General features: G+C 61.8%; 8 protein-coding genes. All 8 read left to right on the forward strand.

From position 1 onward, the window contains the following. The first annotated feature begins 65 nt into the window (after positions 1-65). The 8 genes from ACYVBN_RS04210 (at position 66) to ACYVBN_RS04245 (ending at position 16,070) form a co-directional block, all read left to right on the forward strand. On the forward strand, positions 66-1,475 hold the full coding sequence (locus ACYVBN_RS04210) for an SIR2 family protein (protein ID WP_460599413.1): 1,410 nt from the start codon (positions 66-68) through the stop codon (positions 1,473-1,475). 378 nt (positions 1,476-1,853) lie between these two features. After that, complete coding sequence (locus ACYVBN_RS04215) at positions 1,854-2,237, forward strand: hypothetical protein (protein WP_460599414.1); 384 nt, start codon at positions 1,854-1,856, stop codon at positions 2,235-2,237. 172 nt (positions 2,238-2,409) lie between these two features. Beyond that, positions 2,410-3,378 (forward strand): hypothetical protein, encoded by a 969-nt coding sequence (locus tag ACYVBN_RS04220; protein WP_460599415.1) that lies wholly within the window; start codon positions 2,410-2,412, stop codon positions 3,376-3,378. 65 nt (positions 3,379-3,443) lie between these two features. After that, entirely contained in the window at positions 3,444-4,637 is a 1,194-nt protein-coding gene (locus tag ACYVBN_RS04225) for a DUF6361 family protein (protein ID WP_460599416.1), read from the forward strand. After that, positions 4,634-6,487, forward strand: coding sequence for a phospholipase D family protein (locus tag ACYVBN_RS04230; protein WP_460599417.1), 1,854 nt, complete (start codon positions 4,634-4,636; stop codon positions 6,485-6,487). The genes ACYVBN_RS04225 and ACYVBN_RS04230 overlap by 4 nt, the downstream gene beginning before the upstream one ends. Further along, positions 6,484-9,615 carry a DEAD/DEAH box helicase gene (locus ACYVBN_RS04235; RefSeq protein WP_460599418.1) on the forward strand — a complete coding sequence of 1,044 codons (3,132 nt, stop codon included), beginning with the start codon at positions 6,484-6,486 and terminating at the stop codon, positions 9,613-9,615. Before ACYVBN_RS04230 ends, ACYVBN_RS04235 begins: the two co-directional genes overlap by 4 nt. Before the next feature lie 369 nt (positions 9,616-9,984). Then, positions 9,985-13,278 (forward strand): helicase-related protein, encoded by a 3,294-nt coding sequence (locus tag ACYVBN_RS04240; RefSeq protein WP_460599419.1) that lies wholly within the window; start codon positions 9,985-9,987, stop codon positions 13,276-13,278. Then, positions 13,275-16,070 (forward strand): class I SAM-dependent DNA methyltransferase, encoded by a 2,796-nt coding sequence (locus ACYVBN_RS04245; RefSeq protein WP_460599420.1) that lies wholly within the window; start codon positions 13,275-13,277, stop codon positions 16,068-16,070. The genes ACYVBN_RS04240 and ACYVBN_RS04245 overlap by 4 nt, the downstream gene beginning before the upstream one ends. Positions 16,071-16,319 lie beyond the last annotated feature (249 nt).

Below are 16,319 nucleotides of genomic sequence, written 5' to 3' on the forward strand. Positions count from 1 at the left end.
AATGTCCTTGCCTTCCACGACGACTCAGGCAATCCTCGGGTTGGTCAATCCAGGAGGAGCATCTTGTGTCTGCTGCCAACAACGTTCCGGGCCACGTTTTCGTTATACATGGCGGTTTGCAGGATGTGACCTGCGATGCGGCGCTGATCCCGACGGACACCGCCTTCGCGGTTGAGGAGCAGTGGTGGACGGTCGTCGGCACAGAGACGCATCCGGAGCGGCCAGCCCAGTGGGCAGATCTCGGATTCGCGCAAGATGCCACGAATGACCGGTTCTGGTTCGTCGACGTGACCGACGACAATGCTGTGTCTGCGGGTGCATCGTTGGTGGCGCGGCTCTCGGCGGCCATGGCGCAGATTGCGGCGCGGCTGCGTGGGGTCCAGGTCGTCAGGGGCAGGGCGAGACATCTGATTGCGATGCCTCTCCTTGGAGCCGGCGGTGGTGGTTTGGGTTCTGACGCAGCAGTCCGGATCCTGCTGGACGGTCTCCAGGAGATCGCCGACGACAGCGGTGTCGACCTGGCGATCGTGGTGCTCCGCCGGGACAGGTTTGAGGCCCTTCAGCGCAAGCGGCAAGCACTGAACCATGGTCCGGACGCTCAGCATTGGGCAACCGCGCAGGAGCTCGGCAAACTCGTTCGACAAGGCGCACTGTCGTTGATGATCGGAGCAGGAGTCAGCATGGGCGCTGGGCTGCCGGACTGGGCCGGGTTGTTGAACGAACTCGCAGCGGACGTGCCGGACCGTTCGATTGTGACCTCGACGATGTTCAAAGATCTCCCCGTGCTCGACCAAGCGGAGCTGCTGGCCCGACTGTTGAAGGACGAGTTCAGCCGGCGGGTCGTGGCGGCAGTCCGTGGCGACGAACCCGCTGCTCGCCTGCCGGCGCTTGGACACTTTCTGCTCGCTGGTCTTGGATGCTCACAAGTTGCCACGACCAACTACGACCTGTTGTATGAGGCTGCGGTCAGGTCACAAGCTGACGCGACGCACCTTTACGCGCTTCCGTATGAGCGCCCCGAGCCGGCATCCCCTTGGATCCTCAAGATGCATGGCGATGCCGAGCACGAAGAGGATTTGGTGCTCAGCCGGAGTTCGTTCGTCGCGTATGACGCACGGCGTCGTGCCGCAGGGTCGGTCTTCCAGACGATGCTGATGACTAGTCACGTGCTGTTTGTCGGTGTCTCACTCACCGATGACAACGTCCTGCGCCTGACGCACGAGGTCACCGGTCTCGTCAGGAATCAGCAGCTCGGCACAGCGCTCGGTCTGGGCGCCAACCCAGCAAAGGCGGAACTCTGGAAGGGCACGCTCAGATGGATCGACGTCAAGTCGCCGCACGGGCTGTCGTGGGCCGAGAAGTTCGACGAACTGGCTTGGCAGGTCAGAGAACTCGAGATCTTCCTCGACTCGGTGGCGCTGTGGTCGGTGCCCGAGCGCAAAGCGCTGGCAGTCGATGTATTGAAAGCGCATTGACACCGCGTTGCCTGGCCCTAGGATCACCTCATTCTGGGTGGAGGTCTGATGAGACAACGTATGGGGACGGCACGACGTGGCGTGACGGCACTCGTGCTCGCAGGAATAGCCGGCACGTCCCTGGTCGGGTGCTCGTCGGGGAGTCAGTCCGCGGCGCAGAGCACGGCAACCGTCACCGTGACGACGTCTGCGTCCGCCGTCACCAAGTCGTCCACAGTCGACAAGACGTCTACGAAATCGTCTGAGTCGCCCGCGTCGGCACCCCCGACGAGCGACCCGCCCACGACATCAGCAGCGCCGCCAGCTCCAACGAGCAAGTCTGCGTCGGCAACGTCAACGACCGACGCACCCGAGGTGTCGGAGAGAACCTCGAGTTCGGTGGAGGCACCCTCTGCGAGCAGTTCGGACTTCGACAAGGCGTGGGCGAAGAAGACTGCCGGCTGGATCGTAGAGGAGATCAAGATTATCGATGGCCGGATCCCGGAAGGCGGGGACATCGGTCTCGCATACTCCAACCTCAGCAAGGAATTCGGTTATCTCGAGGAGGCCGGCATTCCACCTGGCGCGGACGCCGCTTCCTACTCGGCACGACTCAGTACCGCGAAAGACTTCGCCTCGGACGCGTATGATCTCGAGCCCGATGACTACTCCGGTGCATTGGCAAAGTATCTGACCGTCCGAGGCAATACCAAGCCGATCCTCGACGCCGTCAACGCTGCCGTCGGCACCCACTACTCTCTGCCGCCGAAGCCCGCGACATGACGGGTGCGGAAAGCGACGAGTGGGCGGGGGCGCTCGGTGTTGCGACACCGGTACGTTCGTGAACATCAATTTATGAGAAGGGTGTCGGACAGGAATGACCTCTGACGAATCAGCGGATGACGTCCCCGTTCGGTGGGGCGAGGCAGCCGAGTCTCTCGCACGCGACTTGATGATGGACGCCGAGTGGTTCCACATGTGGCAGAACGGACTGATGTGGTGGCCGGGTCCGCTGCCTCAACGGATCCAAGAAGTTGGCAGTGTCGAGCACGACTCGACGGACCGGACGATTGTTCTCGAAGCGACGACAGACGTCTTCTACATCCCCGAGGATGAAGAACTCGGCGCGTACGTTGCCAAGGTGCTCAACGACGACTTCTATTTCGGGTCGTTCTACTGGTCGGACGACGTCCTACGAGTGTCAACTTCGTTGGCGTGGAACAACGACTGCCGCGAGCTGCTCACGGTCTTCCGGCAGGCGTGCCTGCAGCAGACGACGCGGGCGAACCAGGTTGCGCTCGCATATCTCGGCATCGCATCCGAACTCGATCCGGCGCCGCGGTCGCCGTTCCCCGACGCGGAGTTCATCGTCTGCGAGCAGCCTCATCCGACCCAGGGGATGCGATTCGACGTGGACGAGATGCTCACCATCTACGCCGGCGCACAGACAGCGCTGCCGACGCCGGAGAACCTCCCAGACCGTGTCGAAGCGGCCCGCGAGACATCCCGGGAAGTGCTGCACGAGGTCGGCTTCACGTCCAAGCACGGGCCGTCGAATGCTGAATGGTTGACGGATGAGGACATCGACATACTTATTCGTCCCCTGGACGATGCCTCACGCGCTGCCAAGTATGGTCCCGGACTGATTCTGCGGGCACCGGTAATGCCGGCGTCGAATGAGGTGTCGGCGTCAGTCCTCGGCGGAGGAAACAACCGTGCGGTCGGCAATACTTCCCGCGGAGTGAGCCTCTTTGGTCCCGTGGTCTGGGACGAACACTTCGGCATTCATGTGCGCGAGATCCTCGACGCCGCAGCATTGGCCGGCACATCGAACCTGGCGACGCTGATCACGAACGCGGTGCTGCAGCTGGCGGCGAGTGTGCAGGTGCTTCGGCCAGATCCGAGAGCAGCCGACCAGTCGTAGGGAAGGCACAGATTTATCGGCCCAGTCTCCAGCAACCCAGCTGGCTTTCAGCAAGACTCGGCCACATGGTCTCAACGTTCGGCTGGCTCGACACTGACAACGATCAACGACGCAAAATGCTCGAGGTCGTCGACCTCTTCAAGGAGCAGGGGACCGTTGACGAGTTGGGGATCGGTTCGATTCGCGATGCCCTGGCAGGAGCGCTGTTCCCCGGCATCTCCTACGTGCACACTCGCCTGCGGTACGTGCTGTTCATCCCGTGGTTGTTGCAGCGCGCAAGCACAGGCGGCAATCCGGCCGAGATGGCCGCTCAGTTCCGCAAGCTCGAATACCGCCTGATCGAAAGCCTTTTGGCGGGCGGCGAACAGACCGGTGTCATCGGCAACCGGGCACGAGACAAGCTCCGGCGTATGCCGAGCGGCATCTACTGGGGTGCGCTTGGGGAGTGGGGCATCCGCACTGCAGAGTTTTCGGTCGAGGGATATTTCCGTCGGCAACATGATTACCGCGCGTTGGCGAGCCGGACACTACGAGCCGACGACCCCGAAGCCCGCGAGATCATGCCGAGCACCGGCCTCGACCCTCATCTTCCGGAAGCACCGGCGGACCTACTCAAAGCTGCCACGTTCAAGCTGCGCTCGAAGGACGAGCAATACCTGTCCGATCTCATCGCGGCCAAGACGCAGGGTTCGATGTTCGCCTGGCTGATTCACAACCCGCCGCAGGACCTGCCCGACTACTTCTGGGAGATCGACAACCTCGGGGACGCCCCGGAGCAGTTGCGTGATCTCACGGACCATGCGCGACGGTTCCACACGGCGATCTACGGGGCGCTGCTCGTCTACAACCTCCTGCTGGCCCGCAAGAGCGGCCGTGACGAGCTTGTTGCTGACCTCGACGACGCGATCGATGTATGGCGCGACGAGCTTGCCGCCTCCGGGGTCTTCGAAGGCTGGAGCCGACGGGACTGGTGGGCAACGGTGCGCCGCCAGAACCCCCGAATCAATGTGCTCACAGAGCGATTCGTCAACGAGTGGCTGAACCTGATCCGCGTCGACTCCGATGTCGCGACCAGTGATCGTGCCGCCGAGCTGGTGACGACCCGCGAGCGACAGATCAAGGGGGGCCGAGCGCGCCTGGTCAATCAGGGCGCGCTCGACCGGTGGTCCGGTGTCAGCGGGCTCGGCCGACTCGACTACCGCTGGTCGATCGCCAAGCCGTACCTCGCCGACCTCTACGCCGCACGGAGCGCGTCATGAGCTTGGCTCCTGAGTCTCGTGTCCTGCTCACCGACGCGTTGCGACCGCCCGCCGGACACCGGCTCGACGTGGCCGTTGGGACGTCATACTCGCTGAACCTGTCCGCGCTGCTCCTCGCTCCGCTGTCGTTCGCCCTGTTTGAGATGGATGACGCCGAAGACATGGAGAAGGTCCATCCGGTCCGGCTGCTCGAAGCCGCCCGACGGTATGCCGAGCACACCACGGTCTTCTGTCAGGCGGGTGGCATCCACGTCCCGGCCAACTACACCAGCATCCTCACTTTCGTCGAGGATAGCGTGCTCGAAGTGTTGCCGCCCCACGATGATGCGATCTTCCACCCGAAGATCTGGGCGCTGCGATTCGTCGACGACGCCGGCGAGAACCTGCACCGCGTGGTCATTCTCAGCCGCAACATGACACTCGACCGATCCTGGGACACCGCGCTCGTGCTGGACGAGGATGATGCTGGCACCATCCCTGCCGCACCAGCGGCGGACTTTGTGCACGGTCTGCCGGGCCTCGCACTTCGCACGGTGACACAGGCACGTCTCGCCGAAATACAAGATCTGGCAAGGACATTGACGACAGTCCAGCTAATGCCGCCCGAGCCGTTCACCGGCGGCAAATTGCTGCCCATCGGGCTGACCGACGAGCGTGTCTGGCCGTTCCCGGCGACTGCCGACCGGCTCGTTGCCATCAGCCCGTTCCTCACTCGCCCGGCGCTGGGAGCACTGGCCGAGGTCAGCCCGAACCGGATCTTGCTGTCCCGCGCGGAATCGCTCGACCTGGTCGGAGCTCGTGCTCTGGACGGGTGGGACGTGAACGTGTTGCAGCGTCCGGCCGAGGTCGTCCTCGGAGAAGACGATGACAACACGGCGGGCACCAGCCAAGCTGACTCCGCCGCTCTCCGGCCCGACGGCTTCCGTGATGAGCACGACGGTCTGCACGCCAAGACCTTTGTGCTCGATCTGGGTGACCGCGAATCAATGGTGGTCACCGGCAGCGCGAATCTGACCAGCGAGACGTGGGGGACAGGGGTTGAATTCGACGCCGTGCTCACCGGTCCGACATCGGCCTGTGGCGTGGACGCTGCGCTGGACGGCTCACCCGGTTCACCGGGGCTACGCCAACTGTTGCAACCATACGAACCGCAGACAGCGGATGGTGTGGACGACGCGGCGATCGCCAGTTCGTATGTGCTGGAAGACTTCCACCAAAAGCTCGCCGCCGGGCAGCCGACCATCTATATCGCAACGGTCGATCAAGAGACCGTCGATGCCGCGTTCGTCGTCGACCTTCCGTCGGATAACCCTGGTGTCACGAACGTTTGGCCGATCTCGTTACCGAAGGACGGACACGCCAAGCCTCTCGATGCGCGGATCACCTGGCGTATGTCGGGCAAGAGCGTCACACCATTCATCGGCGTCGAGACGACGTATGGCGAGGGCGAAGCCGAGGTGACACGACGATGCGTTCTCAAGGCGACCCTGATGGGGGCCGTGGACGATCGCCGATCGGATGCAGTTTTCGACATCCTGCAGAGCAAGGACGACGTGCTGCAGTACCTCATGTTCCTCTTGGGCGACCCGAGCGTGACGGAGATGGTAGGCGACTCCGATGACCGCGACCGCGGCGGACGGGCATTCGGCTCCGGTGGGTCGGGCGGATCTGCCGCGGCGCTCTTCGAGCCGCTCGTGCGTGCCGTAGGCCGGGACGAGGACGCACTGGCACGTGTTGCCAGCCTCGTCGCCGAACTGCGTGACCACGAAAGAGGCGACGGACTCGTTCCGGACGACTTCGATGAACTCTGGGACATTGTCTGGACCGTGCACCAGGAGGCACGGCGATGACCCAGTCGCGACCGGACACCGAGTCGATCCTCGCCAGTCTCAAGGACTTTCAGCGCTCGACGGTTGACTACGCGTTCGACCGACTGTGGACAGCGGAGGACCAGGTCAAGAAGTTCCTCGTCGCCGACGAGGTCGGGCTGGGCAAGACGATGGTGGCCAAAGGAGTCATCGGCAAGACCATTGAGCACCTGTGGGACACCGACAAGCGGATCGACATTGTCTACATCTGCTCCAACAGTCAGATCGCCCGGCAGAACCTCAGCAGACTCAACGTCGTTGAGGGTTCAGAGATTAAGCACGCCGACCGGCTGACACTGCTGCCGCCGGTCATCCGCAATCTGCGGGCAAACAAGGTCAACTTCGTCTCGTTCACACCTGGCACCTCGTTCAGCGTTGGTCAGGCGCCGGGCCGCGCCTACGAGCGGGTCGTTCTCTATTGGATGCTCGTCGGCTGCTGGGGCAATGCCGTCAAGGCAGCCCGGTGGAAGAGATTCTTCGAGGGCCGGTCCGGGCGTGAGCGGTTCGAAGAGCAGCTCGGATGGTTCGACTCCTCGGTGCTTGACGAGGAGCTGTGCCAGTCCTTCGGCGAAGCCATCGAGGCCGAGACCGGCCCACAGGGTGGGCCGTTGCACGAAGAACTCGAGGCATCCGCGCTGAAGTTCAACTACCTGCGGGGAAAACCAACCCCGGAGGTGGGTGCCGAGCGCGACCGCCTGATCGGGGCATTGCGCGGACTGGTCGCTCGAGCGTCAGTCGAGCACCTGGAACCGGACCTGGTGATCCTGGATGAGTTCCAGCGGTTCAAGGACCTGCTGGACTCCGACGACGAGGGCGCCCAGCTGGCCAACGCGATCTTCGAACATCCCGATGCCAAGGTGCTGTTGCTGTCGGCCACGCCATACAAGATGTACACGCTGCCCGACGAACCCGAAGGGGATGACCACTACCGGGACTTCACCCGAACGGTGCAGTTCCTCGCGGGGGAGGAGCGTGCGCACATCGTCGAGCGTGAACTGCGCACGATGCGGGAGACCCTGCTCGCCGGTGGTGATCACACGGTTGCACGGGAAGCACGGGATCGAGTGGAGCATGAGCTACGCCGGGTGATGTGCCGCACCGAACGACTGGCGTCGACACCATCGCGCGACGGGATGCTCGTCGAAAAGCCAATGCCCGGTGCGAAACTCGCGACCGAAGACCTGCGGTCCTGGCGAACTTTCGATGGCGTCGCGCGGCATGTCGATCACCACGATGTCTTCGAATACTGGCGGTCGGCGCCCTACCCGCTCAATCTGATGGAACGCGGTAGCTACCAGATCCGGAAGAACTTCGAGGCAGCCGCTGAGCGTAACGATCCTGAGCTTCGTGGCCTGTTGAAGGACGGGCGTGGTCTCCTCAAGTGGGAGGAGGTCCGACGGTATGAACAAGTCGATCCTGGCAACGCGAAGCTACGTGGGCTCAGCGAGGACGTGCTCGATCGTGGTGTATGGCGACTCGCCTGGCTCCCGCCATCGTTGCCCTACTACGAGACCGCCGGCGCATACGCCGATCCGGAGGTGCGCAGCTTCACCAAACGATTGATCTTCTCGGCGTGGACGGTCGTGCCGAAGGCGATCGCGGTGATGCTGAGTTATGAGGCGGAGCGTCGGGCGATGGAGGCGGCAGGTCTCACCAGTCGTCGGTATGACGATCGGCCGATCACCCCACCTCTCCAATTTCGAGTCAGTTCAGGTCGGCTCGGGGGTATGCCGGCCCTCGCTTCGGTGTATCCGAGCGTCACGCTGGCCCGGTTGGGTGACCCGCTTGAGATCGCTCGGTCGGATCGTATGCCGATCCCGATCTCGCGGTCCGCGCTCCTTGACGTAGTTCGGGGCCGCGTGCGCGCGGCGCTGTCAGCGTTACCAGATCCCATGGGCAGCGCAGCTGCGGACCAGCGCTGGTATTGGGCCGCGCCATTTCTGTTCGACGATCTGGCCGAGGTCACGGGAAACTCCGAAGTCGTTGCAGCGATGGGCAGTTGGGCAGCACGTGAGACGGACGACTCCGAGAGCGGTGGTCTGGCCCGGCACACCGAGCAGGCGCTCACGATCCGGGCCGAGGATCTTGGGCCGCGTCCGGCGGACCTGGTCGACGTGCTGACATCGATGGCGATCGGTGGTCCAGGCGTCTGTGCGCTCCGGGCGCTTGGCCGCGTCGTGGACGAGGCATTGACGCTGGACGATGTTCAGACCCGTGCTGCGGCGTACGAGGTGGCGCAGGGCTTGCGATCCCTCTTCAACAAGCCGGAGATCGTCGCGGTGTTGAGGTCGGGGGAGGACGACTCCACGTATTGGCGAGCTGTGCTGGAGCACTGTGTGGACGGTTGTCTGCAGTCGGTGCTCGACGAATATGCGCACGTGCTGGTCGAATCCGAAGGCTTGCAGAGTACTTCCACCCACGAGCGGGTGTCGACGATCAGCGAGGTCGTCGTCGAGGCACTGTCGACGCGGTCGGCGACGAACGTGGTCGAGCAGGTCAGCGCGGACGGCGGTCAGATCCGACTCGACGAGCACCGGATGAGCAGTCACTTCGCGGCCCGCTTTGGTCGAACGCAGACCGACGACCAGGCGGCTTTCCGTGAGACAGCGATCAGGGTGGCGTTCAATTCGCCGTTCCGGCCGTTCGTCCTGGCATCGACCTCGGTGGGGCAGGAGGGGCTTGATTTCCACACATACAGCCACGCCATCGTGCACTGGAATCTCCCAGGCAATCCAGTCGACCTGGAGCAGCGCGAGGGCCGCGTGCACCGCTACAAAGGACACGCCGTGCGCAAGAATGTTGCGGCCGAGTTTGCCTCAGCCGCAGTCGAATCCGGTTGCCGCGACCCCTGGGCTGCAATGTTCGAAGCTGCCCAGGCCGCCAAGCGCGATGGTGAGTCTGACATCAAGCCCTTCTGGGTCTTCACCGGAGACGCCGCCATAGAGCGCTACGTGCCCGCGATGCCGCTCAGCCGCGAGCTCCAGCAGTACCGGCGCCTACAGCGCACCGTCGGCGCCTACCGGATGGTCATCGGCCAACCCCGTCAGGACGACCTCATCCGGTATGTGGGCGAGGATGCCTCCTGGCTGAGGATAGACCTCACGCCGTAGGTGGTGGCGAGTGAACCGCTACAGTCCGCGTTGGGTGAGGCTCGACAGTTGTCCGCTCGGTTAGTTCGAAGCTGCGTCTCTGGGTGTGCGAGAACCTGTCGGGGAAGAGATCTGATGAGAGTTTGTGGTGTGAGGCGTCCATTGGGTCAGGAGTGATTAGGCTGCGCACATGAGGAGAATCGCTGTTCTCGGGGGAGTGCCGGTGGGAGGCCGCGATGTACGCGCTTGTTGGCGTCATCCCTCCCACCGGTCCAAGTTCGGAGCTGCGCAGAACCTGGAGACTCGGCGATCAGCTCTAGCTCGCGGAACGCTCGGCCTGAATCAGCTGTGCCCAGCGCCGGTTACGTTCATCAACTAGGGGACATCACTATGCCCAACCTTTTCGACAACATCACGGACGACACCCGCCTTGGTCCGGCGCTGCGCGAGTCCCTCACCGACTTCGACACTGTCGACGTCGCCACCGGGTATCTCGACCTCCGCGGCTGGTCCTCTCTCGCGGACGTCATCGATAACAAGCCCGTACCAGAGAAGGGGGCTCGGCCCGTTGCTCGCGTTCTCGTGGGGATGGTGGCGCCGTCGGACTCGCAGCAGTTGCTCGATCTCCTCCAGGACGAGGTCCAGCCACCCGCATACGGCTCGGATATCCACGACCGGGAGCGTGCGCTCGCGCGTCGTGACCAGCTCGTGAGCCATCTGCGTAACCAGCTGATGCGTGGCCTAGCAACCAAAGATGGGCAGACCACCCTGCAAACTCTTAAGCGGCAGCTGGGTGACGGAGCTGTCGCGATGAAGGTCTTTACCGAGAAGCCTCTGCACGGCAAGACCTACCTGTTCCATGCACCTGCGAAGAAGCACGGCTCACGCTGGGGTTATGTCGGCTCGTCCAACTTCACCGGTGCTGGCCTACACCGCAATCTCGAGCTCAATATCGACGTGCAGGATTCCGACGCCACCGCCAAGCTCGCGACCTGGTTCGACGAACGGTGGGATGATTCGTTCTCGCTGGACATCACTGCGGAAATCATTGGCTTGATTGAGAACTCGTGGGCTGACGAGGAGCAACCGACCCCGTTCGAGGTCTACCTCAAAGTCTGCCACTCCCTCTCCCAGGACGCCCGCGACGGCATGGGGTACGTCCTACCCAAGTCGATGAGCGACCTACTTCTGGACTATCAGGAGAGCGCCGTGCGCACCCTGTCCCGCCGCATCGTCCGACGCGGCGGCACCATGCTCGGGGACGTCGTCGGACTCGGCAAGACCCTGACCGCAGTCGCCACCGCCCTGATGCTGCAAGCTGCCGAGGACTACTCCACCCTCGTGCTCTGCCCTAAGAATCTGCAACCCATGTGGGAAGAGCACCTCGAGGAGTACGACATCAACGGCCGGGTCATTCCGTACTCCATGGTCGACAAGCGACTGCCTGAAGAAAAGCGGTTCAACCTGGTCATTTGCGACGAGTCCCACAATCTGCGAAACAACAGCACGATCGCATACGACGCGATCCACCAGTACGTTCGCCGGAACGGGGCCAAAGTGTTGCTGCTCACCGCGACGCCATACAATCTCGCCTTCACCGACGTCGCCAACCAGATTGGCCTTTACATCGATGAAGACGATGACCTGGGCATCGTTCCCTCGGCGGCCCTAAGTGCTGACCCGAACCTGTCGGCCAAGGTGGACGGCAAGACCAATACCTTGACCGCGTTCCGCTGCTCCGAAGAACCCGAGGACTGGAAGCGGCTCATGAGCGACCACCTGGTCCGGCGCACCCGCTCCTTCATCAAGCGGACCGCGAAGAAGGAGACAGTCGTTGGTCCCGATGGCACTCCCCAGGAGCAGGAGTACTTGCAGTTCGCCAACGGGCAGAAGTTCCACTTTCCTACTCGCGTCGCCACGCCCTTGAGCATTGAGTTCGCCAGCGACGACCCCGCCGCACTAATGGAGAATGACTCCACCCTGGACGCCATCCGAGACCTGATCCTTCCCCGCTATCGACTCGCCGATTACGACAATCTTCGTGCTAAGCACACGGCGGACGACACCCAGAATCTCGCTGACATCCGCTCCGGCCGCGGCAACGTCAGCGGCTTCGTGCGGATCAGCCTCTTCAAGCGTCTGTCGTCCTCCGGGCATTCCTTCATCTTGTCCCTGCAACGCCAGCGCGCCCGCAACGAGCTATTCATCCACGCAATCGACAACCAGCTGCCGATCCCACTCGGCACGTTCAGCGACAAACAGATCAATGTCTCTGACGAAGACATCGAAAGTGACGGCGACCTGCACGGCAGCGTCGCCACCCGCTACAACACATTGGTGAAGTCGCTGCCTGCCAAGACCAAGTGGGTCAGCTCGACCGTGTTCAAGCAAACACTCCGCAAAGACCTTGTCCGAGACAACGACACGATCACCGGGCTGCTCGACCAGTTCGGTAACTGGGACTCAACACGCGACTCCAAGATGAACGTTCTGGTCGACATGCTCACCGACCAGCATCAAGGCGAGAAGGTTCTGGTCTTCACCGAGTACAGCGACACTGCCGAGTACGTCGCGGCCGCGCTTATTGATGCCGGCGTCACCAACGTCGGGATTGCCACCGGCGACACCGACAATCCGGCGGAGGTCGCGCGGCGGTTCTCCCCGGACTCCAACAAGCTGCCCAGCGAATCGGAGGACGAGGTTAGCGTCGCCGAGAACCCGATCGATGTCCTGATCGCGACTGACGTCCTGTCTGAGGGCCAGAATCTTCAGGACAGCCACATCATCGTCAACTACGACTTGCCGTGGGCCATTATTCGCATCATTCAGCGCGCTGGTCGCGTCGACCGCATCGGGCAGAAGTCCGACACGGTCAACGTCTACCTGATCACCCATGAGAAAATCGAGCAGCAGATCCGTTTGCGGCAACGCATCAAAGACCGTCTTGGGGCCGCTGCCGAAGCGTTCGGATCCGACGAGAAGTTCTTTGGTGGTGATCATGAGATCAAGATCCTCGATGACTTTTACAAGGGCCGGGTCTCTGACGACGACAGCGACGATCAAGCTGACGCGGACTCGGTCAGCGAGGCGTGGCTCGTCTGGTCCAACGCACAAGAGCGCCACCCCAAGACCGCCGCCAAAGTGCTCGGGATGCAAGACATGGTCCACTCGACGAGGGCTCGGTACCTCCACGAGAGTCAGGGCAGCGTCACCTGTTATGTCTCCACCGCGTCCGGAGTCGACGCGTTTGCCACCGCCACGGACACCGAGCGACGCATCCTGACTCCACTGGAAGCGCTGCGTATCTTCTGTGCTGACCCCGATACCCCTCGAGTGCCGCCGCGCGCCGACCACTTCGATCGCGAAAAGGCCCTCGTTCATGGGCCGCTCAAGACCGAGACCATTGCTGCCGGGAACCTCAAAGGCATCCGCAAGTGGGCATGGCAACGCCTCGGTGGGACCGTCTTCGGTTCCAAAGCTGCCGAGGCACTCGACGCCCTGCACGAACGGCCCCTCACCGAGCACGCCGTTATGCGGCTGACCCAAGCCCGTCGCAACAAGTACAGCCTCGAAGACCTCGCTGACCTGATCAACCAGCTGCACGGTGAGGACCGGCTCGTCATCGTCGGCACCGACACCGACACCATCAAGATCGTCTGCTCGCTAGGAGTCACCGACGCATGACCAACCCACTGATCGAGCGCGCTGAACAGCACGAGTACCAGCGACTGTTCATCCAGGACCTGAATTGGTCCGCACCTGACCGAGAACCCATCGTCTGCGAGATCGATGGGAGACACGTCACGGCCACCAACGTGTCCCAGTACAAAGGGCTGCGTGTATGGGCCGTCAACGAGAAGCCCGACTCCAAGATCGAGGCCGCCCTCGACCAGTTGATCGCCAAAACCAACACCGACCGGATCGTCATCTTCTATGACGGTGCGGACCAAGTCTGGCGCTGGCCAGTACGCCGAGTCGCTGGCAACGCAACCTTGACCCGGCTGAGTCGTCATAAACACCGCGCTGGTGACACCGACCCACGGTTCGCGGACAAACTCGACATCATCCGTCTCCCGTTTGACGTTAGCCTCGACAGCAACGCCGTTCTGGCCAAGGTCCGGCAAGCTTTCGACGTCGAGGCGCACAACGAGGCGAAGTATGCCTCAAAGCTCATGGCCCGTCTTTATACAGCCATGGAGACGGCATACGCAGACACGGTCGAGGTGAAGACTCGTGATCACCAGATCTCAGTGACTCTCGCCCGGATCCTGTTCCTCATGTTCGCCGACGACACGGCGATGTGGCTCGGCGAGCGACCCGACGTCTTCCAGGACTACATCCGCGATCACACCAAGAAAGACGGCTCGGACATCGGTGTCTGTCTCGGCGAGCTATTCGCCTATCTCGATACGTCAGACGACAAACGTGCGGATGTACCAGAAGAATTCGACGGCTTCAAATACGTCAACGGGGGGCTCTTCCGCGAACCGATCGAGCTTCCGAAGCTAAATGCCGAGTTCCGTCGTGCGATCCTTGATGCTGGAGATCGGGATTGGGCGACGATCAGTCCCGCTATCTTCGGGTCGATGTTCCAGTCCGTCCGCGATCCTCAAACCCGACGCGAGTTAGGCGAGCACTACACGTCTGAAACAAACATCCTCAAAACCCTCAATCCGCTTTTCCTCGACGATCTTCGTGCCGAATACGAAGCCGCTATCAACAGGGAAACGTGGAAGAAGCAGGAGAACTCCCTTAAGGCCCTGCGGGAGAAACTAGGAGCGATCCGATTCATGGACCCCGCTTGCGGGTGTGGAAACTTTATCATCGTTGCCTACCGTGAGCTTCGCGATCTTGAGCTCGCCATCATGGAACGCTTGCAAGTTCTGCCGTCGGGTGAACAGACCACTCAGATCCTCGCCAACGAAGGGCTGAAGGTCACCCTCGACCACTTCTACGGCATTGAGATTGACGAATGGCCAGCTCGTATCGCGGAAACTGCGATGTTCCTCATTGACCGCCAATGTGACCTTAAGCTAACGGCGAGCCTGGGTTGGGCGCCTGACCGACTTCCCATCCAGCGGCAGGCGACCATCGTTGTCGGCAATGCTCTGCGCCGGGAGTGGAGGGATGTCCTTTTGCCTAGCGATAATGTCCTCGTCGCCGGAAACCCCCCGTTCATCGGCCAGTCCCTGCGGACGGATGAGCAGGTCGATGACCTGAAGACCGTCTGGGGCAGCGGCTACGACGGCTACTTCGACTATGTGACAGGCTGGTTTAAGAAGGCAATTGACTTCCTGGCTGATACAAGTGGCGCGCGATTCGCATTCGTTTCTACGAACAGTATTGCCCAAGGGCAGCCAGTCACCGCGCTATTCCGGCCAATATTTGACGCTGGTTGGCGTATCCGCTTCGCACACCAAACATTTGCGTGGACCTCCGAAGCGGCTGAAGCAGCTTCTGTGCATTGCGTTATTACGGGTTTTGATAAGCAGGGGACCTCAAAACCGATACTCTATGGTTATCGAACTATCCGTGGCGAGCCGACTCCAGTGCAAGTAAAAAACATCGGTCCGTACCTTGTGGATGGACCCAACATGTTTGTTAAGAAGCGTTCAACCGTGCTTGCCCCCGACCTTCCGCCGGTCGATTACGGATCCAAGCCGGCTGACGGGAAGAACTTTACTGTAAGAATTGATCAATATGACGGAGTTGTCGCCGATCCAATTGCGGCGAAGTATCTGCGTCCCTACATTGGGGCGAAACAACTGACACACGGGCTAAAGCGATGGTGTCTTTGGCTGCAGGATGCAACTCCAAGCGAGATACGGTCTTCTCCGATTTTGGCAGCGCGTGTCGAAAAGTGCAGAATCTTTCGATTGGCCAGCGAAAAAGCTGCAACACGTGCTCTTGCGGAAACGCCGCACCTGTTCGCCGAACCTCGTGCGACGAACGGTGCCTATTTGGCCATACCTCGACATGTGACTGAGACCCGAGCGTATTTCACGGTAGCTCGATATGATGATGACGTCATCTGCAGCGACGCGAACTTCACAGCTCCTGACCCAGACGGCGTCCTCTTTGCAGTCATTTCTTCGAGTATGTTTCTCGCTTGGCAGGCTGCTGTCGGCGGGCGTATCAAGTCGGACTACCGCTTCGCAAACACGCTCGTGTGGAACACCTTGCCGCTGCCATCAATGGGTGTTCAGACACGGAAAGCGATCATTGACGCAGGACGAGCTGTTCTTGCCGCCCGCAACTTATACCCGGCGCTTTCGTTGGCAACGTTGTACGAGCCGGAAGCAATTCCACCCGAGTTGGTCGCGGCACACCGGTCCCTGGACGAGCTCGTTGACACGGCGTTTGGATCTGACCGCCCTATGCGCACGATGGAGGACCGACAAGCGGTGCTGCTGCGCCGTTATACGGAGATGACCGCTGATTTGTTTACACGGGACGTCAGACGGCGGCGGCGTTGACACTGGGTGCTCAGGATGTGGGTGTTCACCGCTTGAGCGACCGCTAGCGCGTGTGGTGGCCGGGTGACAGTCTTTGAATCATGAAGATTTCGTGCAGCAGCGTCGTCATCGACGGCCGCGTTAAGCATGTCTAATTCGTGTCCGGGATGAAGAGTGACGCTGTCAACGATGCAGCTGAGGAGGCAAAGATCGACTTTATCGAGAAGTCGTTGGCACGTTCAACGAGCGGCCCGGCTGCGACGTCGTCTT

This window comes from Flexivirga lutea (assembly GCF_054778955.1).

Bases quoted from the DNA above. Each gene is read 5' to 3' on its own strand.
- ACYVBN_RS04225 (WP_460599416.1), top strand. From the start codon at position 3,444: ATGGTCTCAACGTTCGGCTGGCTCGACACTGACAACGATCAACGACGC.
- ACYVBN_RS04230 (WP_460599417.1), top strand. From the start codon at position 4,634: ATGAGCTTGGCTCCTGAGTCTCGTGTCCTGCTCACCGACGCGTTGCGA.
- ACYVBN_RS04240 (WP_460599419.1), top strand. From the start codon at position 9,985: ATGCCCAACCTTTTCGACAACATCACGGACGACACCCGCCTTGGTCCG.
- ACYVBN_RS04235 (WP_460599418.1), top strand. From the start codon at position 6,484: ATGACCCAGTCGCGACCGGACACCGAGTCGATCCTCGCCAGTCTCAAG.
- ACYVBN_RS04220 (WP_460599415.1), top strand. From the start codon at position 2,410: ATGGACGCCGAGTGGTTCCACATGTGGCAGAACGGACTGATGTGGTGG.
- ACYVBN_RS04245 (WP_460599420.1), top strand. From the start codon at position 13,275: ATGACCAACCCACTGATCGAGCGCGCTGAACAGCACGAGTACCAGCGA.